This is a genomic window from Paraburkholderia tagetis, assembly GCF_022213065.1.
In the GTDB taxonomy this organism is placed as follows: Bacteria; Pseudomonadota; Gammaproteobacteria; order Burkholderiales; family Burkholderiaceae; genus Paraburkholderia; species Paraburkholderia tagetis.
This window is the reverse complement of sequence record NZ_JAKLJA010000043.1, coordinates 24,169-44,926: the sequence shown is the minus strand read 5'-3', so window position 1 is coordinate 44,926 and position 20,758 is coordinate 24,169. Positions and strand designations below refer to the sequence as shown.

Annotated in this window: 16 protein-coding genes; 1 reads left to right on the top strand and 15 read right to left on the bottom strand. The window is 63.7% G+C overall.

Annotation, left to right across the window (positions count from 1 at the left end; genetic code table 11):
- Window positions 1-245 precede the first annotated feature (245 nt).
- From L5014_RS31720 to L5014_RS31675, 10 genes are all read right to left on the bottom strand, one after another.
- Window positions 246-1,109, bottom strand: coding sequence for a glycine betaine ABC transporter substrate-binding protein (locus L5014_RS31720; protein ID WP_238467751.1), 864 nt, complete (start codon window positions 1,107-1,109; stop codon window positions 246-248).
- Between the two features lie 177 nt (window positions 1,110-1,286).
- The gene (locus L5014_RS31715) at window positions 1,287-2,447 is read right to left on the bottom strand and encodes an FAD-binding oxidoreductase (RefSeq protein ID WP_238467750.1); all 1,161 of its coding nucleotides are present in this window, start codon (window positions 2,445-2,447) and stop codon (window positions 1,287-1,289) included.
- A 29-nt stretch (window positions 2,448-2,476) separates the two neighbouring features.
- Window positions 2,477-3,718, bottom strand: coding sequence for an aromatic ring-hydroxylating oxygenase subunit alpha (locus tag L5014_RS31710; protein ID WP_238467749.1), 1,242 nt, complete (start codon window positions 3,716-3,718; stop codon window positions 2,477-2,479).
- Window positions 3,719-3,769: 51 nt separating this feature from the next.
- Entirely contained in the window at window positions 3,770-4,567 is a 798-nt protein-coding gene (locus L5014_RS31705) for an electron transfer flavoprotein subunit beta/FixA family protein (protein ID WP_238467748.1), read from the bottom strand.
- Window positions 4,564-5,733: an electron transfer flavoprotein subunit alpha/FixB family protein gene (locus tag L5014_RS31700; protein WP_238467747.1), complete on the bottom strand. Its 1,170-nt coding sequence runs from the start codon at window positions 5,731-5,733 to the stop codon at window positions 4,564-4,566. Before L5014_RS31700 ends, L5014_RS31705 begins: the two co-directional genes overlap by 4 nt.
- 4 nt (window positions 5,734-5,737) lie before the next feature.
- Window positions 5,738-7,672, bottom strand: a complete 1,935-nt coding sequence (locus tag L5014_RS31695) for a (Fe-S)-binding protein (RefSeq protein WP_238467746.1) — start codon at window positions 7,670-7,672, stop codon at window positions 5,738-5,740.
- Window positions 7,673-7,675: 3 nt separating this feature from the next.
- A complete protein-coding gene (locus L5014_RS31690) occupies window positions 7,676-9,739 on the bottom strand; it encodes an NADH:flavin oxidoreductase (protein ID WP_238467745.1) in 2,064 nt (687 codons plus the stop codon).
- Window positions 9,740-9,792: 53 nt separating this feature from the next.
- Window positions 9,793-10,326 carry a DUF5943 domain-containing protein gene (locus L5014_RS31685; RefSeq protein ID WP_238467744.1) on the bottom strand — a complete coding sequence of 178 codons (534 nt, stop codon included), beginning with the start codon at window positions 10,324-10,326 and terminating at the stop codon, window positions 9,793-9,795.
- Window positions 10,327-10,524: 198 nt separating this feature from the next.
- A complete protein-coding gene (locus L5014_RS31680; RefSeq protein ID WP_238467743.1) occupies window positions 10,525-11,496 on the bottom strand; it encodes a dipeptidase in 972 nt (323 codons plus the stop codon).
- Window positions 11,497-11,580: 84 nt separating this feature from the next.
- Window positions 11,581-12,855, bottom strand: coding sequence for a serine hydroxymethyltransferase (locus tag L5014_RS31675; protein ID WP_238467742.1), 1,275 nt, complete (start codon window positions 12,853-12,855; stop codon window positions 11,581-11,583).
- Between the two features lie 479 nt (window positions 12,856-13,334).
- On the opposite strand from L5014_RS31675, the gene L5014_RS31670 reads away from it, so the two are divergent.
- A complete protein-coding gene (locus tag L5014_RS31670) occupies window positions 13,335-14,378 on the top strand; it encodes a GlxA family transcriptional regulator (RefSeq protein WP_420800175.1) in 1,044 nt (347 codons plus the stop codon).
- Window positions 14,379-14,950: 572 nt separating this feature from the next.
- Here the strand turns inward: L5014_RS31670 and fdhA are convergent.
- The 5 genes from fdhA to L5014_RS31645 all read right to left on the bottom strand — a co-directional run bounded on the left by fdhA (window position 14,951) and on the right by L5014_RS31645 (window position 20,735).
- Window positions 14,951-16,147, bottom strand: coding sequence for a formaldehyde dehydrogenase, glutathione-independent (fdhA, locus tag L5014_RS31665; RefSeq protein WP_238467740.1), 1,197 nt, complete (start codon window positions 16,145-16,147; stop codon window positions 14,951-14,953).
- A gap of 164 nt (window positions 16,148-16,311) precedes the next feature.
- A complete protein-coding gene (locus L5014_RS31660) occupies window positions 16,312-16,761 on the bottom strand; it encodes a dihydroneopterin aldolase (protein WP_238467739.1) in 450 nt (149 codons plus the stop codon).
- Window positions 16,758-17,393: a sarcosine oxidase subunit gamma gene (locus tag L5014_RS31655; protein ID WP_238467738.1), complete on the bottom strand. Its 636-nt coding sequence runs from the start codon at window positions 17,391-17,393 to the stop codon at window positions 16,758-16,760. Before L5014_RS31655 ends, L5014_RS31660 begins: the two co-directional genes overlap by 4 nt.
- Window positions 17,383-20,391, bottom strand: a complete 3,009-nt coding sequence (locus L5014_RS31650) for a sarcosine oxidase subunit alpha family protein (protein ID WP_238467737.1) — start codon at window positions 20,389-20,391, stop codon at window positions 17,383-17,385. Before L5014_RS31650 ends, L5014_RS31655 begins: the two co-directional genes overlap by 11 nt.
- A complete protein-coding gene (locus L5014_RS31645; protein ID WP_238467736.1) occupies window positions 20,388-20,735 on the bottom strand; it encodes a sarcosine oxidase subunit delta in 348 nt (115 codons plus the stop codon). The genes L5014_RS31650 and L5014_RS31645 overlap by 4 nt, the downstream gene beginning before the upstream one ends.
- Window positions 20,736-20,758 lie beyond the last annotated feature (23 nt).

Sequence of the window (20,758 nt, the reverse complement as noted above, 5' to 3'; positions counted from 1 at the left end):
TGGTCCACTGCGTCACACTAGCGGTGTGAGCGGCTTTCTTTTGCCTACTTTTCTTTGCCGCTGCAAAGAAAAGTAGGTGCCGCCCCGCACAGGGGCAACGCTGATAGACCGACACGAATACAAGGAAATGCCAACAAGGAAATACCAACAAGGCAACGCCCAACAAAAAATCACAGCGCGACACGCGGCACGCAAACCACCATGCGCCCCGCGCGCCACCCCAATCTACAGGCCTTCAAGCGCCCTCACTGCGCCGCCTGCGCCCAATCATTCACACGCTCGCCATGCGCGGCAATCCACGTATCCGCAGCAGCCTCAGGCTTCGCCCCATTCTGGATAGCCAGCATCACGCTATCGATCTCACCCGGCTTCCACTGAAACTTCTTAAGAAACGACACCACAGGCGGCGCCTTCTTCTCAAGATCCGGATTCACGACACTATCCACGTGCTCGGCCGCGCCATAGACGTCCTTGGGGTCCTCCAGGAAGCGCAGCTTGTACTTCGCGAACATCCAGTGCGGCGTCCAGCCGGTCACGATCACCGGCTTCTTCGCATTGACGTCACGCGCCAATTCAGCCGTCATGGCGCTGCCCGAGCTGGGCATGACCGTGTAATCGAGCCCATATTGCTTCACCGCTTCGTCGGTCTTTCTCATCACGCCCGCACCCGCGTCGATGCCAACGATACGCCCACCAAACGCACCCTTCTGCGCGTTAAGGTCGCCGATGCTCTTGGCAGTCACGTAGTCGGGCACCACGAGGCCGATCTTCGCGCCGGGGAAGTTCGTACCGAGGTCGACCACCTTGTCCTTGAACTGCGCCCAGTAAGCACCTTGCGTGACCGGCAGCCAGGCGGAAAGCGTCGCGTCGAGGTCGCCGCGCGCCACGCCCTGCCACATGATGCCCGCAGCCACCGGCACGAGCTGCACCTGGTAGCCGTAGCGCTTCTCGATGATGCGCGCCGCCACGTTCGAGGTGGCCACGCTATCGTCCCATCCTTCTACATAACCGATCTTCAACGTCGGCTTGCCATCGGCGAATGCCGATCCGCTCAACGTCACCATCGCCGACACCATGCCGGTCCACAACAGTTTTTGCAGCAGCTTCACGGTTGTCTCCTCAAATATGGGCAAACATGCCCAGTGCGTATCCAGAATCCCCCGCCACTATTTATTGTTATCGTCGATTTTCGACGCGATCTTGTCGTTCTGCGACATGCGCACAGGCGACAAGCGCGTCTGCTACATGCGCCCGGGCGAGGTGGGCGCGTAGTCCTTTGCCATGCGTTATTTGTCGATGACGAGATCGGACAGCGGCTTCGAGCAGCACATCAGCGCCATGCCCTGATCGATTTCACGCTGGCGAATACCGCCCTTATGATTCATCTGCACCTGCCCCGATACGAGCTTGACCTTGCAGGTGCCGCACATGCCTTGTGCGCACGACGAAGGCAGTCGCACGCCGGCCTGGCGCGCGGCGTCCAGCACGTGCTGGTTCGTGCCGCACTGGATCTCGCGGTTGCTCTTCGCGAATGTGACCTTGAACGTGGCGGTTTCCGCGCCCGCTTCACTTCCCGCTTCCCCGTCCGCTTGCGCCGGGGCTTCGGCGAGCGCCTCTCCCTCGCCAGCGTTCAGCGTCTCGAACGAGAAGCTCTCTTCGTGATACTGCTTGCGCTGGAATCCGGCCTCGTCGAGCAGGTCGCGCACGGCCTTCATATACGGCGCGGGTCCGCACACGAAAATCTCGCGCTCCATGAAGTCCGGCGCAATCAGCTTCAAAAGCGGCAGCGTGAGAAAGCCGGTCACGCCGGGCCACGCGGTGCGCGCGCCCAGCCGTTCGCAAACGAACGACGTGCGGAAATGCGTGTGGCTCGCGGCAATCAGTTCGAGCTCGCGCGCGAAGATGATGTCGTCGGGCGTGCGTGCGCTATGCACGAACACGATGTCGCGATCTTCCGCGAGATCGTGATGCGCGCGGCTCATCGACATCAGCGGCGTGATGCCGGAGCCCGCCGAAAGAAACAGATACTTGTTCGCCGGATGACGCGCGCAGGTGAATTCGCCACCGGGCCCGAGCACCCGAATCGATGCGCCCGGCTGCAGGTTGTCGTGCAGCCAGTTCGACACCTTGCCGTCCGGCACGCGCTTGACGGTGATGGAGATCGTGTGCGGCCGCGCCGGCGACGACGAAATCGTATAGCAACGATTCACCGGCTCGCCGTCGATTTCCAGTTCGAGCGTGACGAACTGCCCCGGCTCGAACGAAAACGTGCGCCCTTGCGGCGAACGAAAGAAAAAGCTCTTTACGTCGTGCGTTTCCTGCCGCACGTGGCAGCACACAAGCGTTTCTTCTACATCGCTCGTCCAGCGCTCCGGGAGCGTGCCCCAGAAGGCCGGGCGCGTCACCCGGCTGTCCGTGGGATCGAATTGGGCCGCATCTCGCATCATGTCAAACTCCGCTCTACTCGCGCACTAGGTTATGCGCCGATTTTCTCGGCAAGACGGCCGACATACCAGGCCGCGAATTTTTCGACCAGCCCCTCGGTGTACGGCGAGTACGGGCCCGGCTCATAGGCGCTGCTGCCCGCGCCGCGCTGCGAATACTCCACCAGCGTGCGGTCCTGGTCGTTGGTCGCGTTCCAGACGGCCGTGAGATTCGCCACGTCGTAATCGACGCCTTCCACGGCGTCCTGGTGCACGAGCCAGCGCGTGCGCACGAGCGTCTCGCCGGCCGAAAGCGGAATCACCGAGAACGAGACGATGTGGTCGCTCATGAAGTGATGCCACGAGTTCGGCTGCGTCCAGAACGAGAGGCCACCAAGGTCGGCCGTGCGGAACTCGCCCAGCAGCTTCTTCGAAGCCACTTTCGCGTCGAGCGTCTGCGATTCGCCGCTGCGGTCGAGCGGCAGGCGCTGCGTGCGGAAACCCGTAACGTCGAGCAGTTTTTCGACTTCGACCGACGGCAGGTTCATCTCTTCCCACTGCTTCGCGCGCTCCTCGCAGGTGCGCTCGAAAGCGTCCATGCCTTCCGCGTTCGCGGGCGAGCGCTGGTAGCCGAAGCCGTATTCGTAGAGCGAAATCGTGAGTTCGGGGTGGTTCGCGACGCAGTGATAGCACTCGCGATTGTTCTCCATCACGAGCTTCCAGTTGCCCTTCTCGATGATGTCGACCTGCGCGGCCACCTTGCAGTTCGGCAGATCGTGCGGCAGCAGGTACGGCTCCATCGCGGCGCGCAGGTTCGCAAAGTCCGCAGGCGGCTCGTCGGCGAGGCAAATAAAGATCAGGCCTGCCAGGTTCTGCACGTGGACCTGCTTGAGGCTGTGCTTGCAGCGGTCGAACTGCTCGCCCATGTGCTCGGCGAACATCAGCTCGCCGGTCAGGTTGTAGGTCCAGCTGTGATACGGGCAGACGATGTTGCCCACCGTCCCCTTCTGCTCGTTGCACAGGCGCGCGCCGCGGTGGCGGCACACGTTATGGAACGCGCGCACTGCCATGTCGTCGTCGCGCACGATCAGGATCGACTCGCCGGCCAGCTCGACCGTGACGTAGTCGCCCGGCTCCGGAAGTTCCGGCTCCGTGGCCACCTGAATCCAGTGTTGACGGAAAATCGCCTCCATGTCGAGCGCGAAAATCTCTTCGCTGCGATAGAAGGGTGCTTCGAGGCTGTAGCCCGCTTTGCGTCGCTCCACCAGCGCGCGAATGTCTGCCGATACGTTCATCGTGTGCTCCGGATTCTTGATTCCAGGTTCTTGCCGACAGATCAGCAAATTTCAATAATCGATGAGTTGATGCTCGCGCAAATACGCCAGTATCACTTGTGCTTTTTCGACCGAACTCCCGTCAATTACGACGCTCCCGCCACGGCTTTCGGTCGTGATCGCAGAGAGCATTCGGGTATGCCCTGAGCGCTTTTCGGCGGCGGCGAATTTGACGGGTTTGCGCTCGATGGGGCCGACCTTCCAGGCGGCGGCTTCATCGCTCGCAAAGCGCGTGGCGCGCTGGGGCCGGATCGTGCCCGCGCGCAGGCGGGCATACGCGTATTGCGGCTGCGCGCTGGCGAGCGGATGCACGGCGATCACGGCCGGCAGCGTCGTTTCCACGCGGCGGCGCAATCCCTTGGGCAGGAACTGGCGGACCGTCGCGCGGGCGCCTTGCGCGTCCGAACGCACTTCGACGTCCACGGCGCTGCCCACGAGTGGACTGCCCAGCGCCGCGGCCACGCTGTACGGCAGCATGCCGCTGTCGTGAGCGCCCTCGGCGCGCGTGCCGGTCAGCACGAGGTCGTAGCCGCGCACGCGCTCCGCGAGCGCGCGCGCCGCGTCGTCGCCCGGCCCGCAGGCCAGCACTTCGACTTCGCGTGCGCCGAGCGCGAGATATTCTGCGAGCGCGGGATCGTTGGCATCGCCCGCATGCAACACGTCGAGTTGTGCGCCATGCTGCTGTGCGAGCTTGCGGCCGATTTCCAGCGCCTGCGCATCGTTGCGGCTATAGCGCGGCGCGCCGCTCACGGGATGCCGGCCCGCGGAAACCAGCACCGCGATGCGTTGTATCTGTCGTTGAGCGTTCATGCGGCCACTCCTGCGGATTGACGTTGTTCGACGGGTGCCGGCGCTTGCCCGCGCGTCGCGCGCGCGCTCTGCACCTGCTGGATCAGCGCGGCGATGGTTTGCTGCGCGTCGCCCACCACGGTCAGGTTCGCGCGCTTCGCGATTGGCGCGCTGCCGTCCAGATTCACGGCAATCACGTGGCGGCAGTCCTTGATGCCCTGCAAATGCTGCACGGCTCCGGAAATGCCGAACGCGATATACACGCTCGCCTCGACCGTCTTGCCGGTCGCGCCCACCTGCTTGTCGCGCGTGAAATGGCCGTTGTCCACCGCCACGCGGCTCGCGCCGATAGCGGCGCCAAACGCGCCCGCGAGCGTTTCGAACGCAGCAATGTCGGTCACGCCGTTGCCCGCCGAGACGATGAAGTCCGCCTCTTCGAGCGCCACCTGCGCGGCGTCGATTTCCTCGAGACCCAGGTCGCGATACGGTTGCCCGATATCGCCAGCCGGGCGGATGAAGTCGCCCGCGAGCCGTTCGCCCGCGCCCACGAAGGGCAGCTTCGCATCGACTGCGTTGGGTGCGAGCAGAATCACATCGGGCAGCGCGCGCGTTGCAAACGCGCGTTTCGCCTGTTCGTAAGCGCCTACATGCTTCGCGTCGATCTCGACGACATGGGTTGCCACGCTCGCGCCCGCTGCGGCGGCGTAGCGGCGGCCCAGGTCACCGTCACCGGTCGCGTTGTCGGGCACGAACACGTGTTTGGGCGCAAGCGCCGCCGCGCAGGCCTGCAATGCGCGCAGCTCGGTTTCGGGCGCGAACACGCGGCGCTCGAAGCCCGGCAGCTCGATCAGCTTGTCCACGCCGAGCGCGGCCACATCGTCCTTCACTTCGCCGAACACCAGCAGCGCCACTTCAGTTTGCGTGTCGGCCAGCAGCGCCGCAGCGGCAATCGCCTGACACGTATGGTCGTCGAGCGCACCGCGCTCGGCGTGCGCCACCACCAGCATGATTTGCTTCGGATCGCTAACCTGACGCAGCGGCTTCACCGCGCCGCCGCCGTGCGCATGGCCGGTCCAGTGCGCAGCGTTTGCATCCGCGCTGCCGCTCTCGCCGAGCGTGATGCGCCTGAGTCCCGCCGCCGTAATGATGAAGGGGCGGCGCGGATCGATTCGTTTGATCGCGTTCATCGGTTCACTCCAGCGAAGCAGCAACGAGTTCGGCCACGTCGAGCACCTCGGGGCGCGGACCCACGACACCTTCGAGCATCGCCGTGCAATTCGGGCATGCCACGGCCACCACTTCGGCGCCCACTGCCTTCGCATCAGCGATACGGATATCGGGGATGCGCTGCTTGCCCGGGATATCGGTCAGCGGCGCACCGCCGCCACCGCCGCAGCAGCGTCCGCGCATACCGTTGCGCTCCATCTCCACCACCTGAATGCCGATGGTCTTGAGCAGCTTGCGCGGCGCTTCGGTTTCGCCGTTATAGCGGCCGAGATAGCAAGGATCGTGATACGTGGTGCGCTTCTCGCGCAGTGCTTCCACAGCCTTCGGCGCAATCTTGCCGCTTGCCGCCAGTTCCGCGAGGAACGTCGTGTGGTGCAGCACGTCGTAACGCGTGCCGAGCGCGCGATATTCGTTGCGCAGGCTGTGCATCACGTGCGGGTCGGCGCTCACGATGCGCTTGAAATTCAGCGTCGAAAGCGTGCCCATCATTTGCTTGGCCATGCGCTGGAACGTTGCCTCGTCGCCGAGACGGCGCGCCACGTCGCCCGTATCCGTTTCCTGCCCGCCGAGCACGGCATAGCTCACGCCGGCCTTGTTGAGCACCTTCACGAGCGCGCGCAGCGTGCGCTGGTAGCGCATGTCGAACGCACCTTCACCAGCCACCAGCAGCACGTCCACGGGCTTGCCCGGTTGTGCGATGGGGGCGTTCAGGTCGACCGACCAGTCGTAGCGCGCGGCCTTGTCGTAGCCGCCCATCGTGCCGGTCTCGCGCAGGTTCGCGAGCACTTCGGGACCCTTGCCCGGCACCGTGCCATGCACGAGCGTCTGGTTGCGGCGCATGTCGACGATGGCGTCCACGTGCTCGATCAGCATCGGGCACTCCTGCACGCAGGCGCGGCAGGTGGTGCACGACCATAGCGTTTGCGCTTCGATCAGGCCCGAGACGATCGGGCCGTCAGGCGTGCCGCTATGCTGGCCGACCTTGATGCCAGGCGTGGGGCTGCCCGCATAGGCCGAGTCGGTGCCGCCCGCCATGCCCACCACGAGATCCTGAATCAGCTTCTTCGGATTGAGCGGCTGGCCCGAAGCGAATGCGGGGCACGCGGCTTCGCACTTGCCGCACTGCACGCAGGCGTCGAAGCTCAGCAACTGGTTCCAGCGGAATTCCACGGGCTTCGCCACGCCGTATTCCTGGTTCTCGATATCGGGCAGCTTGAGCGCCGTGGGCGGCGTGGCGGTGCCGTTGCCGGTCCAGCCGTCACGCGTGGCGGCGAAACGCTCCTGACGCGGATGGAACGCGAGGTGCAGCAGGCCCGCAATCGCGTGCTTCATGGGGCCGCCGCTGGCCGCGCCAAACGTCATCGCGAACGCGCCCACGCCGATCAGCAGCGCGCAGAGCACCGCGAAGCCACCCGACATCGCGCTGGCCGGCACCACCATGTAGAGCACGAGGCCGAGCGCAAACGAACCGAGCACCCAGGGCAGCGTATTCCACGGGCCTTTGGAAAGACGCGCGGGCACGTTCTTCGCGTGACGGCGACGCCACACGAACACCACGCCAACCAGCATCGCGAGCGCCGCGAGGAAGATCAGCTTGTCGAGCCACGGCGAGTAGATCGCGAGCCCGTAGTTGATGAACACCAGCGCGAGCGCCCCAATCGCGCCGCCTGCGGTCGCAACGTGGGTCTTCGCGATATACGGGTCGCGTGCGACCACGTGGTGCAGATCGACGAAATAGCGCTTCGGAATGCTGAACAGCTTGGTGAAACCGAAGGCGCCGAACGAGCCGGGCGCCGCTGCGCGCCCGACGCGCCAGTAAGCGGCCCGCTTCGCGACGGCGAACACGAGGCCCGCCATCGAGAGCCACAGCAGCGCGGTAATGAGCCAGGTCGGGTTCATGGGTCAGAAGTCCTTCACGAGCCGCAGCGCGTCGTAGATCGCGCCGTGGATGTTGTGCATCGAGATGCAGTCGCCAACGCGGAACAGCAGGAAGCGGCCGTTGCCGAGGTCTTCGGAAAGGCACGGCTGCGCCTCGGAAGCGAACAGCTTGTTCACGTCGAGCTGGCCGCGATTCACCGATTCGTTCTTGAGCTTCCAGTACAGCTCGTCGTTCGGCCGCGTGCCGTTCTCGATCACGACCTGGTCGACCACGCGCTCCTCGAGCTCTTCCGTGTACTCGTTGCGCAGCACGGCGATCTTCTTGCCGTCCTCTTCGTAGACGCGATCGAGCCAGTAGTTCGGCGTCAGCACCGCGCCTTCCGCGTACAGCCGGCGATAGAAGATCGGGAACGTCGTGCCGCCCACGTCGTCCGCCACCTTGACGTCCGGCGTCACGATCTCCACCTTCGAGCCGCGGCTCGCGATGAAGTCGGCCACGCCCGAGCCCGCATGCGTGCTGATGCCGTCATAGACCAGCACATTCTGCTTCGGCTCCACCTTGCCCGTGAGGATGTCCCACGAGCTGACCGCCTGGCCTTCTTCCACGCCCCAGCCCGGCACTTCCTCCGTGTAGCTGTGGCCGCCCGTTGCGAGCACAACGATGTCCGGCTTCTCGGCCATGATCATCTTCTCGTCGGCCGCGACGCCCAGCCGGCGATCCACGCCCAGGCGCTTCGTTTCCATGTCGAACCAGCGCACGATGCCGGCCATCTGCTCGCGCTGCGGCGCCTTCGCCGCGATCATGATCTGGCCGCCGACTTCGGTGTTCTTCTCGAACAGCACGACGTCATGGCCGCGCGAGCGCGCGACGCGCGCCGCTTCGAGGCCCGCCGGACCCGCGCCCACCACCACCACCTTGCGCTTCGGCCCGCGCGACTTCTCGATCACGTGCGGCATCGTCTCTTCGCGCGAGGTCGCCGCGTTCTGCACGCACAGCACGTCGAGGCCGTTGTACTGGCGGTCGATGCAATAGTTCGCGCCGACGCACTGCTTGATTTCGTCCTCGCGCCCGTCGCGGATCTTGATCACCATGTGCGGATCGGCGATCTGCGCACGCGTCATGCCAACGAGGTCGATCATCCCGTTCGCCAGCAGGCGCTCGGCCTGACCCGCATCACGGATGCTCTGCGCGTGCATCACCGGCAGCTTCACCACCGACTTGATGCCCCCGGCGAGGTGCACGAACGGCTCGGGCGGCAGCGCCATCGGCGGCATGCAGTTCACGAGCGTGTTGTGCGTGTCCGCGCCCGAACCCACCACGCTGATGTAGTCGATCAGACCAGTCGCTTCCATCGCCTGCGCGATTTCCTTCGCGTGCTCGTGGTCGATGCCGTTCTCGTGGAATTCGTCGCCGCACATGCGCAGGCCGACGCAGAAGTCGCGGCCCACGGCTTCGCGCACCGACTTCAGCACTTCGATGCCGAAGCGCAGACGGTTCTCGAAGCTGCCGCCCCATTCGTCGGTGCGGAAGTTCGTGCGCGGGCTCCAGAACTGGTCGACCAGTTGCTGGTGCGCTGCCGAGATTTCGATGCCGTCCATCCCCGCGCTCTTCACGCGAATCGCAGCGGCCGCGAAATCCTTGATGATGCGCTTGATGTCCTCGACTTCGATGATCTTCGCGTTGCCGCGGTGCACCGGCTCGCGCACGCCCGACGGCGTCACCAGATGCGGCCAGTGTTCGCCGTGGTAGGCGTTGCGGCGTCCCATGTGGGTCGCCTGGATCATGATCTTCGCGCCGTGGCGGTGCATCGCTTCGGCCAGACGCGACAGCGGATCGATGACCTTGTCGGTCGTGAGATTGACCGACTTCCACCAGCCCTGCGGGCTATCCATCGAGACCGGGCTCGAGCCGCCGCAAATCGCGAGGCCGACACCACCCTTCGCTTTTTCCTCGTAATAGCGGATATAGCGCTCGCCCGGCAGGCCGCCCGGCTCGGCGTAGACCTCGGCGTGCGCGGTGCTGACAATGCGGTTACGCAGCGTCAGCTGGTTAAGCTGGAGGGGTTTGAACAGGTTGGGATAGCGCATCGCAGGCGACCTCTGGCGTTCGTATGTCTCGTGTTACTTGGTGTGGTGCTTTTTTAGTGGGCGATCGGCGACACGTCGAAGACGCAGTGATCGTGGCCCTCGGCGGCACACTGCACTTCCTTCGATTGCGAGCGCGGCGCGCCCTTGCCTTCCGGCGTCGTGTCGTTGACCCAGTCCATCGCGCCGGCGAACCAGCCCGCGAACATGTAGCAGAGCTTGCCTTCCTTGCCCGGCTGCTGGAGCACGAACGACGAATGGCGCAGCTCTATCTTCGCGCGCGCGCTCGACGGATCGGCCGCGACGATCGAGAACAGACCCCAGCCGCGCTGTGACAGGCGCTTCAGGTAATGCTCGAACACCGCCATGCCGGTCAGGCCATGCAGCTTCGCTTCCTTGTCGCACCAGTGATACGCGGACTTGTAGCCGGCCTTGTACAGAATCTCCGCATACGCATCGACGCCGAGCGCTTCCTCGACGGCGACGTGATTGTTCGTGAAGAAATGGCGCGGGACGTACAGCATCGGCAGCGCGTCGGTGGTCCAGACGCCGGTATCGGGATCGACGTTGATCGGCAGTTGCGGTTGCATCGTAGTGACTCCGTGAGGGGAAAAAAGCCGATTGCGTCGTTGCGCAGGCGCGGCATCGCCCGCGTGCCCGCGCGGCTTGCGCGGGCACGTCCCGTTATTTCGCTTTTTGCTTCGTTTGTTGTTGCGCTTGTTGTTGCGTTTGTTGTTGCGTTTGTTGTTGCGCTTGCTCGTTCGACTGTCGTGCGGCTGTCGTGCGGCTTATGCGCCCCAGACGTCCTTGTACACACGCACCCAGTTCTCGCCCATGATCTTGCGGATACGCGACTCCTTCCAGCCGGCACGCTCCATCGCGGCGGTCAGGTTCGGGAATTCGCCGATGGTGCGAATGCCTTCCGGATTGACGATCTTGCCGAAGTTGGTCAGTTGGCGATAACGGCCCTTGTCATGCGTGAGCATGTCGAAGAACTCTTTCGCGTAATCCTGCGTGAAGTCCGTGCCGATCCCGACCGTGTCTTCGCCGGCGATGTTCACGACATAATCGATCGCCTCGATGTAGTCCTCGATCGTCGATTCGATCCCGCGCTTGAGGAACGGTGCGAACATCGTCACGCCGACGAAGCCGCCCGCATCGGCGATCTCCTTGATCTGCGCATCGCTCTTGTTGCGCGGGTGATCTTTCAGGCCCAGCGGCAGGATGTGCGAATAGCACACCGGCTTCTTCGAAAACGCGATCGCTTCCGACGACGTGTTGCCGCCGACATGCGAGAGGTCGACCATGATCCCGACACGGTTCATCTCGGTGATCACTTCGCGGCCGAAGTCCGACAGCCCGCCGTCACGCTCGTAGCAGCCGGTGCCGACCAGGTTCTGCGTGTTGTAGCAGAGCTGCACGACGCGCACGCCCATATCGGCGAACGCTTCGATATAGCCGAGGTTGTCTTCGAACGCGTGCGCATTCTGGAAGCCCAGGATGACCCCGGTCTTGCCTTCCTTTTTCGCGCGGAAAATGTCTTCGGTCGTGCGCACCAGTGTGAGCAGTTCGCTGTTCTCGCGAATCTGCTTCTTCATCACGCCGATGTTGTCGACCGTCTTCGTGAAGTTCTCCCACACCGACACGGTGCAGTTCGCAGCCGTGATGCCGCCCTTATGCATGTCTTCGAATACCGGCCGCGCGAACTTCGAAATGTTCAGGCCGTCGATGATGATGCTGTCCTGATGCAGCGTGCTCATGTGTCTCTACTCCAGTATTGTCAGACGTCGATGTAGCTCGAATTCGTCGGGAAGTGGACCCGGTACGCCGGGCCCTTGGGGTTTTCAATAGATCGGGAAGCGTGCGCACAGCGCGAAGATCTCGCGGCGCACGCGCTGCTCGGTGGCGGCATCGCCGTCCGGGTGCGCGCGCAACGAATCGAACACTTCGAGAATCAGGCGGCCGATGTCGCGGAACTCCGCCACGCCGAAACCGCGCGTCGTGCCGGCCGGCGTGCCCAGGCGAATGCCCGAGGTGACCGTGGGCTTTTCCGTATCGAACGGGATGCCGTTCTTGTTGCAGGTGATGCCGGCGCGCTCGAGCGCCTGCTCCACTTGCGCGCCCTTGAGACCCTTGGGACGCAGGTCCACGAGCAGCAGATGGTTGTCCGTGCCGCCCGTGACCAGATCGACGCCGCCCGCCTTCAGCACTTCGCCCAGCGCCTGCGCGTTCGCGAGCACGCTGTCGATATAGGTCGTGAAGCTCGGGTCGAGCGCCTCGCCGAACGCCACCGCCTTGCCGGCGATCACGTGCATGAGCGGGCCGCCCTGCAGGCCGGGGAACACGGCCGAGTTGATCTTCTTGGCGATCTCTTCGTCGTTGGTGAGCACGACGCCGCCACGCGGACCGCGCAGCGTCTTGTGCGTGGTGGACGTGACCACGTGAGCATGCTCGACCGGATTCGCATGGCGGCCGGCGGCAATCACGCCGGCGATATGCGCCATGTCGACCATCAGCTTCGCGCCCACGCTATCGGCGATCGCACGGAAGCGCGCGAAGTCCAGCTGGCGCGGATAAGCGGAAAAACCGGCGATGATCAGACCCGGTTTGTGCTGCTGCGCGAGTTCCTCGACCTGGTCGTAATCGATACGCATCGTTTCGCGGTTCACGCCGTACTGCACCGCGTTGAACCACTTGCCCGACAGCGCGGGCTTTGCGCCGTGCGTGAGGTGGCCGCCCGCGTCGAGCGACATGCCGAGCACCGTATCGCCCGGCTTGGCCAGTGCCAGCATGACCGCGCCATTGGCCTGGGCGCCCGAATGCGGCTGGACGTTAGCAAAATTGGCATTAAAGAGTTTCTTTAAGCGCTCAATTGCTAGCGACTCGATATCGTCCATGAATTCGCAACCGCCGTAATAGCGCTTGCCGGGATAGCCTTCCGCGTATTTGTTGGTCAGCACCGAACCCTGCGCCTCCAGCACCGCACGCGACACGATGTTCTCCGACGCGATCATTTCCACCTGCGACTGCTGCCGCTCGATTTCTTTCAAAATGCTTTTACGCACCGCGGAGTCGCGCTCGGCTAGCGGCTGCGAAAAGAAAGCTTGAGTGTTCGACATAGAGCGTCCGTACGATGTGAGATGAATGGCCGGTACCGCGAGAGGCCCCGCCCCGCCTGGGTTTCCGCTGTTCTGGACGGTGAGGGTTGACGGCTCTATTCTTGTCTTTCGTATTTCCGGCCGATGTATGAATTCAGACGCGTTCTTTTCCTTTTCCGCCATCGGCGTCCATTTTTCACAAGTAACGGGGCGCGCTTCCCATCAGGCCAACCAGCGCGCCAACCATCGCACTAACCATCGCGCCAACTCTGGGTGGAATGGCTCCGATCCCAACAATCATCAGACGTGATTCATGGCGAACTGGAATGGCCCCAAGGTCACCTAAGGCCGCCCGCCTTTAAAGCGCTTTGAACGCGCTTTAACCCGGGAGAGCCGTATTTTTTTTCGGCTTGAATTAGGGTTTAGCCGCATGGCACACTCGGCATGCCAGCTTCCAGAATTACAGTAGCTTGGCCCGGGCTTCCGGCTCAAGGCGTTAGATTGAAAGGAATCGTCTCCCCATGTTGCCCGCCCGTTCAGCGTCACTGGCGCATTTCGCGTTCATGCCGCTGCCCAATTTCACGATGATCGCGTTCACGAACGCCATCGAAGTTCTTCGAATGGCTAACTACCTGAGCGGGCAGCCGCTGTACAGGTGGTCGATCATCAGCCCGGAGGGCGGCCCGGTCATGGCGAGCAACGGCCTCTCCATCGACACCGGCCCGGCCGAATGCGTGGGCCAGCCCGACATTGTGTTCGTGTGCGGCGGGGTGGACGTACAGCGCGTCACCACGCCTGAGCATCTTTCCACGCTGCGCCGCTTCGCGCGCATGGGCATCGCACTGGGGAGCCTGTGCACCGGCACGTATGCGCTCGCCAAGGCGGGCCTGCTGTCGGGCTATGCATGCGCGATCCACTGGGAGAACATGTCGGCGCTCAAAGAGGAGTTTCCGTCGACGCGCTTTCTCAAGGAACTCTTCGTGATCGACCGCGACCGCGTGACCTGCACCGGCGGCGTGGCCCCGCTCGACATGATGCTGAACCTGATCACGGCGCGCGTGGGCACCGCGCGCGTCACGCAGATCGCAGAGCAGTTCGTGGTCGAGCACGTGCGCGATACCAGTGCGCAGCAGCGCATGCCATTGGTGGCGCGGCTTGGGTCGGCGAACAAGTCACTGTTCGAAGTGATTGCGCTGATGGAAAACAATATCGAAGAGCCGCTCTCACGCGAAGAGCTCGCGCGGCTCGCGAATATGTCGCAACGGCAGTTGCAGCGGCTCTTTCATGAGCATCTTGGGATGACGCCGACGCATTATTATCTGACCCTGCGGTTGCGGCGGGCGCGGGAATTGTTGTTGCAAACCGACATGTCGATTATGCAGATCACGATGGCGTGTGGATTTCAGTCTGCTTGCCATTTCAGCAAGAGCTATCGGGATGCGTTTGGGAATGCGCCTACGGGTGAGCGACGTAAGCGCATCGCGCCGCTTTCTGGGGTGGATACGCCGTCTGTGATGGTTGCGCAGTCGCTTTCTACGCATTGATTTTTTTGTTGCGGCGCCTCTGGTGTTTTCTTCTTTCGCGTTTCCTTGTATTCGCGGTGGTCTGCTAGCGTTGCCCCTGTGCGGGGCGGCACCTACTTTTCTTTGCAGCCGCAAAGAAAAGTAGGCAAAAGAAAGCGGCTCAAACCGCCAGTGTGACGCCGTCCACCTCTTGCCTTTAATCGAAGTGGTTCCGGGGCATCCGTCACCCCGCACATTCCCACTCAGTGACAAAGGACTCATTCATCCCGCTGCTCGCTACGCGCGCGGCGGTCGGGTCTGCATGGGAAACCCATGGGTACTGCCTGAACAAGCAAAAAAACGCATGCGCCCTATCGATGCGCATGCGCTCCACTGGTTTTGGGTTATGCCTCACGGCGCGCGTAGCGCCGCCGGAGGTATGAGCCCTTAGTCACTCCGATATACGGCGCGTGGTGGCAGACGCTCCGGAACCGCTCCGATTAAAGGCGAGTGGTCCACTGCGATCACAAGGAAACGCGACAAAGCCACCGCGAACACAAGAAACCGCAACAAGCCCCGAAGCCCCACCAACACGCGCCAAAGCGCCATCCAGATTACGCAGCCAGCAACCCGTGCGGATCGATCACAAACTTCCGCGGCGCACCGCCATCAAACTTCTTATAGCCTTCAGGCGCATCATCCAGCGAAATAACGGAAACATTAACGATCTTCGCAATCGGCAACCGATCAAACAGAATCGCCTGCATCAGATTGCGGTTGTACTTGAGCACCGGCGTCTGCCCGGTATGGAACGTATGCGACTTCGCCCAGCCGAGGCCAAATCGAATGCTCAGGCTGCCGATCTGGGCGGCAACATCCTTCGCACCCGGATCATCGGTCACATAAAGCCCCGGAATACCGATCATGCCCGCAGGGCGCGTAATCTCCATGAGCGAATTGAGCACCGTAGCAGGCGCCTCTTCCGAGTGCCCCGACGTGCCATGCCCGTGTGCCTCAAAGCCCACGCAGTCAACCGCACAATCGATTTCCGGCTTGCCGAGAATCTGCTCGATCTGCTCGCCAAGCGAGGCATCCTTCGAGAGATCCACCACTTCGAAGCCCATCGCCTTCGCGTGCGCCAGGCGCTCCGCATTCATGTCGCCGACGATCGTGCAAGCCGCGCCAAGCAGGCGCGCCGATGCCGCTGCCGCCATGCCCACGGGGCCCGCGCCCGCGATATAAACCGTCGAGCCCGGCTTCACGCCCGCCGTCACCGCGCCGTGATAGCCGGTGGGCAGAATATCGGAGAGGCAGGTCAGGTCGCGAATCTTCGACATCGCCTGATCCTTGTCCGGGAACTTCAGCAGATTGAAATCGGCATACGGCACCAGCACGTATTCAGCCTGGCCGCCAATCCAGCCGCCCATGTCGACATAGCCATACGCGCCGCCCGCACGCGACGGGTTCACGGTCAGGCACACGCCCGTGTTTTGCTCGCGGCACATCGCGCAACGGCCGCACGCGACGTTGAACGGCACCGAAACCAGATCGCCGAGCTTGAGCGTTTCGACATCCTTACCAATCTCGACCACTTCGCCCGTGATCTCGTGACCGAGCACGAGGCCGACCGGCGCCGTGGTACGGCCGCGCACCATATGCTGGTCCGAACCGCAGATATTCGTGCTGACTACCTTGAGAATCACACCATGACCGATCGCGCGGCCGGTCGGATCGACCATCTTCGGATAGTCGATCTTTTGCACTTCGACTTTGCCCGGCCCTTGATATACCACGCCTCGATTGCTGCTCATCACTTGTCTCCTGGTGAGTTGACGCTGCTGTCCGCATGCAAGGCCGCGCACGCAGCGATATCTGGAGCGTAGCCCGCCGCACGCCCCCCGCGATGTACAAAAGCCGACGCACGCTTGTCGTGCGCCGACATCGGCGGGGACTTCATGCGATACGGCGCACTACGCTACCAACGTCCTGTCGCGCTCCACTGCAAATAATCGGCGCGCGTCCATTCGAGCGATACGCCAATGCGCCGCGTGCCAGGCCGGATCTTCGGCTTGTGCACTTCGATCGTGAGCGTATCCAGCGCGGGCCACTCGCGAAACGAGAGCGCCGCGATATCGGCTACCAGTGTTTCGAGCAGCCGCGTATGTGGTTTCTTCGCAAGAAACTCGGCGATGCGCGCGCAATAGTTCTCGTAGTCGATCCAGTCGCTCTCTTCTTTCGGCATCGAGCGGTAGCCGAGCTGCGCGTCGATCACGAGCGGCTGCGGCTGGCCGTGCTCGTGCGGGTGAATGCCGATGCGCGCGGGCACGCTCAAGCCTTCGACGAACACGCTCCAGCCGCGCCCGCGCGAAGCGGGCGCATCGAGCGCTATATGCGCCGGATCGAACGTTCCGTCGACGATCTTCATGACGCGAGCGACGCGGTGGCGTCGAGCATGATGCGGCAGAAGTAATCGGCGAAGCTGCGGCGCACGACGATCTCGAAGCGGTCTTCACCGGTGGGAACCAGCACGATCGAGGCCTTGAAAAAGACGCTCTGCGCGCACTGGCCCGGCTTGAACAGGTTCGGATGCAGATCGAGCGGGCAGCCGCGCGAAAGCAGCTCACGCGTGCGCGCGCCCTCGATCTCCACCACCGTGTAGCCGCTGCCCACGTCCACGGCGGCCGCGTAGGCCTCGCCGAGTGCGGGGGCGAGCTTCTCTTCGAGCACGCCTGCCTGGACCGCTGCGTTCGAGCGCACGAACCATTCGTCCGGGCCCAGCCACAGCACGTCGTAGCCGTTGCCCTGCGCGACCGTGTTGGGCTGCGCGGGCGGCTGGCAGCCGACCACCTGAGCAAATGCGTCCACGAAGGCCGGATCGCTCAGGTCGCCGCGCACGTTCACGAGATCGCGAAACGGCAGCTCGCGCATCGTGAATCCCTTCGTTCCACGGCCCTCCTGGGCCTTGAGCAAGCCGGCCACGCCGACGAAAGGCGATTCGAGCCGCACCGTTGCCGAACGCTCCGCGAGGGGCGCCTTATCCATCGTTTCATTCAACATGCTGACGCACCCCTTCAGTGTCATAGAAAATCGGGCTGGCGATCTTCGCCTTCACGCGCCGGCCATCGGCCAGCGAGATCACGACGTGTTCGCCGGTCTTGTTCTGGCCGCCCTTCACCACGGCAAGCGCGATCGAGCGGTCGAGAATCGGGCTGTAATAGCTCGACGTCACGTGGCCGAGCATCGGCGTCGTGCCGTCCGCGCGCTGCTGCGCATCCACGGCAACGATCTGTCCGCCTTCGGGCAGCACGAACTTCGCGTCATCGGTTAGCAGTCCAACAAACTGCTTGCGCCCATCCTTCGCGGTGTCCGAACGCTTGAGCGAGCGGCGGCCGAGGAAGTCCTTGGTCTGCGAAACGAGCCCGCCCATACCCAGATCGAACGGCGTGACCGAGCCGTCGGTGTCCTGGCCCACGATGATGTAGCCCTTCTCCGCACGCAGCACGTGCATCGTTTCCGTGCCATACGGCGTGATGTTGAACTCGGCGCCCGCGGCCATCAGCGCTTCCCACACGGCGCGGCCCGCGTTGGCCGGCACGTTCACTTCGTAGGCCAGCTCGCCCGAGAAGCTGATGCGCATGACGCGCGACTTCGCGCCCACCACCGTGCCGTTGCGATACGACATGAACGGGAACGCGGCGTTGTCGAAGTCGATGTCCTTGCACACTTTCTGCAGGACCTTGCGGCTCTTCGGGCCCACCACGGCGAAGGTCGCCCAGTGATCGGTCACGGAAGACAGGCGCACCTTCATGTCCGGCCACTCGGTCTGCAGCCAGCGCTCGAGCCACGTGAGCACGCGCGCGGCGCCGCCGGTCGTGGTCGTCATCATGTAGTGCTGCGGTCCGAGGCGCACGGTCACGCCGTCGTCGAACACCATGCCGTTCTCGTCGAGCATCAGGCCGTAGCGGCACTTGCCCACTTCGAGCTTGAGCCACGGATTCGTGTAGACCCAGTTCAGCAGCTTCGCGGCGTCCGGGCCCTGAATGTCGATCTTGCCGAGCGTCGAAGCGTCAAGGATACCTACACTATTGCGCACCGCGAGGCACTCGCGCTTGAGCGCCGCGTGCATGTCCTCGCCTTTCTTCGGGTAGTACCAGGGGCGCTTCCAGTTGCCCACGTCCTCGAACAGCGCGCCATTTTCCTCGTGCCACTCGTGGATGCAGGTCTTGCGGATCGGGTCGAGGAAGTCGCCCAGTTCGCGGCCCGCAATGGTGCCGAACGTCACGGGCGTGTAGTTCGGGCGGAACGTGGTCGTACCGGTTTCGGGAATGCTCTTGCCAAGCGCGTCAGCCAGAATCGCCATGCCGTTGATGTTGCCGAGCTTGCCCTGGTCGGTGCCGAAGCCCATCGCGGTATAGCGCTTCACGTGCTCGACCGATTCGAAGCCTTCGCGCGCCGCAAGCAGGATGTCCGATGCGGCCACGTCGTTCTGGAAATCGACGAACTGCTTCGGGCCACGCGGCGCGGCCTTGCGGCTGCCCACGAGCCACAGCGGCTGCAACGGCGTTTCGGTGATCTCCGCAGCCTTCGGCACTTGCGGACGCGTCACATTGAAACCAAGCGACTTCGTTGCATCGATACCTGCATCGACTGCCTGGGTCAGGCCGCGAGCAAGGCTGAATTCGCCCACCGCCGCGCCCACGCTCACTTCCTGCTGCATGCGCTTGCCCGGCGTGAAGCAGGCCTTCGCGTCGTTCCAGTGCGCCTTGCCGCCCGACTGCGCGAACAGGTGCAGCACGGGGCTGAAGCCGCCCGACATCGCCACCAGATCGCACGGCAGGTCCGCCTGCTTCGCGCCCGTCTGGCCGTTCGAATACGCGACCACCTCGACCGAGCTCACGCGCAGCTTGCCGTGCGCGGCCATGATGGCGGCGTTGTTCATGATCTTCACGCCCTGGCGGCGCGCGGCGTCCTGCAATGCGCCCTTGCCCTGCGCACGCGAATCGACCACCGTCACTTCCGCGCCGCATGCCTTCAGGTCGAGCGCGCAGCGATAGCCCGCGTCGTTGTTCGCGAACACCACGGCCTTGCGGCCCGGCAGCACGCCATAGCGGTGAATATAGGTCGACACCGCCGACGCCATCATGACGCCCGGCAGATCGTTATTGCCGAACACGATCGGCCGCTCGTGCGCGCCGGTCGCGAGAATCACGCGCTTTGCGCGGATTTTCCAGAGCAGTTCGCGCGTGCCCTTGCGCGTCGAGACCGCCAGATGCTCGGTCAGGCGCTGCGTGACGGTCACGAGATTGTGATCCTGATAGCCGAAGGCCGTGCTGCGCGAGAGGATCTTCACGTCCGGCATGGCCGCGAGTTCCGCCTCGATCTTTTCGACCCATTGAATCGCCGGGCGACCGTCGATCTCCGTCTTGCACGACAGCAGGCTACCGCCCAGTTCGCGCTGATCGTCGACGAGAATCACGCGTGCACCGGCGCGGCCCGCCGTATGCGCGGCCAGCAGGCCCGTGGGGCCGCCGCCGACCACCAGCACGTCGCAATGCGCGAAGCACTTGTCGTAACGGTCGCCGTCGCGCACTTCGGGCGCCTTGCCCAGGCCCGCGGCTTCGCGAATCTTCTCTTCGTACTTCGGCCAGAATTTACGCGGCCACATGAAGGTCTTGTAGTAGAAGCCCGCCGGCAGGAAGCGCGAGAACTTCTGGTTGATCGCCATGCGGTCGTGCTCGAGGCTCGGCTCCGCGTTCACGCTGGTCGCCACGAGCCCCTGATACAGCTCGATTTCCGTGGAGCGCGCGTTCGGCACGGTGTACGCGCCGCGCTCGAGTTGCACCACGGCATTCGGCTCGGCCACGTCGGCCGTCACGATGCCGCGCGGACGGTGGTACTTGAAGCTGCGTGCAACGAAATGCACGTCGTTGGCGAGCAGCGCCGATGCGAGCGTGTCACCCTGATAGCCCTGATACGCGCGCCCGTTGAACGTGAAAGTCAGCGGAATCGCGCGATTGATGCGCCCGCCGGCGCCGAGACGGTTCTTCTGGCTCATCGCTGCTTGCTCCCTTGCGTGCCCTGCGTTGCACCTTGTTTTGTGCCGTTGTGTACTTTCGCCTGTGCGTTCACGGCCGAGTTGGCTTTGCCAAACGTTTCGTAACCCTGAATTTCATAGCTGACGGTGTCGCGCGTCACCATGAACCAGCGGCGGCAGCCCTGCGTGTGCAGCCACTGCTCCTTGTGCACCCCACGCGGGTTATCGCGCATGAAGAGGTATTCGCCCCATTCCCGGTCGCTCAGCGCGTCGGTGTCGAGCGGGCGCGCGATGTCCGCTTCGCCTCCGCAGGTGAATTCGAGTTCGGCGCGCGGCCCGCACCATGGGCATTCGATCAGCAACATGTGGTGTTCTCCTCTGTACGGTG

What these genes read in the sequence shown, in the direction of transcription:
- L5014_RS31715 (WP_238467750.1), bottom strand. Translation starts at nt 2,447, where the DNA reads ATGATGCGAGATGCGGCCCAATTCGATCCCACGGACAGCCGGGTGACG.
- L5014_RS31710 (WP_238467749.1), bottom strand. Translation starts at nt 3,718, where the DNA reads ATGAACGTATCGGCAGACATTCGCGCGCTGGTGGAGCGACGCAAAGCG.
- L5014_RS31705 (WP_238467748.1), bottom strand. Translation starts at nt 4,567, where the DNA reads ATGAACGCTCAACGACAGATACAACGCATCGCGGTGCTGGTTTCCGCG.
- L5014_RS31700 (WP_238467747.1), bottom strand. Translation starts at nt 5,733, where the DNA reads ATGAACGCGATCAAACGAATCGATCCGCGCCGCCCCTTCATCATTACG.
- L5014_RS31695 (WP_238467746.1), bottom strand. Translation starts at nt 7,672, where the DNA reads ATGAACCCGACCTGGCTCATTACCGCGCTGCTGTGGCTCTCGATGGCG.
- L5014_RS31690 (WP_238467745.1), bottom strand. Translation starts at nt 9,739, where the DNA reads ATGCGCTATCCCAACCTGTTCAAACCCCTCCAGCTTAACCAGCTGACG.
- L5014_RS31685 (WP_238467744.1), bottom strand. Translation starts at nt 10,326, where the DNA reads ATGCAACCGCAACTGCCGATCAACGTCGATCCCGATACCGGCGTCTGG.
- L5014_RS31680 (WP_238467743.1), bottom strand. Translation starts at nt 11,496, where the DNA reads ATGAGCACGCTGCATCAGGACAGCATCATCATCGACGGCCTGAACATT.
- L5014_RS31675 (WP_238467742.1), bottom strand. Translation starts at nt 12,855, where the DNA reads ATGTCGAACACTCAAGCTTTCTTTTCGCAGCCGCTAGCCGAGCGCGAC.
- fdhA (WP_238467740.1), bottom strand. Translation starts at nt 16,147, where the DNA reads ATGAGCAGCAATCGAGGCGTGGTATATCAAGGGCCGGGCAAAGTCGAA.
- L5014_RS31660 (WP_238467739.1), bottom strand. Translation starts at nt 16,761, where the DNA reads ATGAAGATCGTCGACGGAACGTTCGATCCGGCGCATATAGCGCTCGAT.
- L5014_RS31655 (WP_238467738.1), bottom strand. Translation starts at nt 17,393, where the DNA reads ATGTTGAATGAAACGATGGATAAGGCGCCCCTCGCGGAGCGTTCGGCA.
- L5014_RS31650 (WP_238467737.1), bottom strand. Translation starts at nt 20,391, where the DNA reads ATGAGCCAGAAGAACCGTCTCGGCGCCGGCGGGCGCATCAATCGCGCG.
- L5014_RS31645 (WP_238467736.1), bottom strand. Translation starts at nt 20,735, where the DNA reads ATGTTGCTGATCGAATGCCCATGGTGCGGGCCGCGCGCCGAACTCGAA.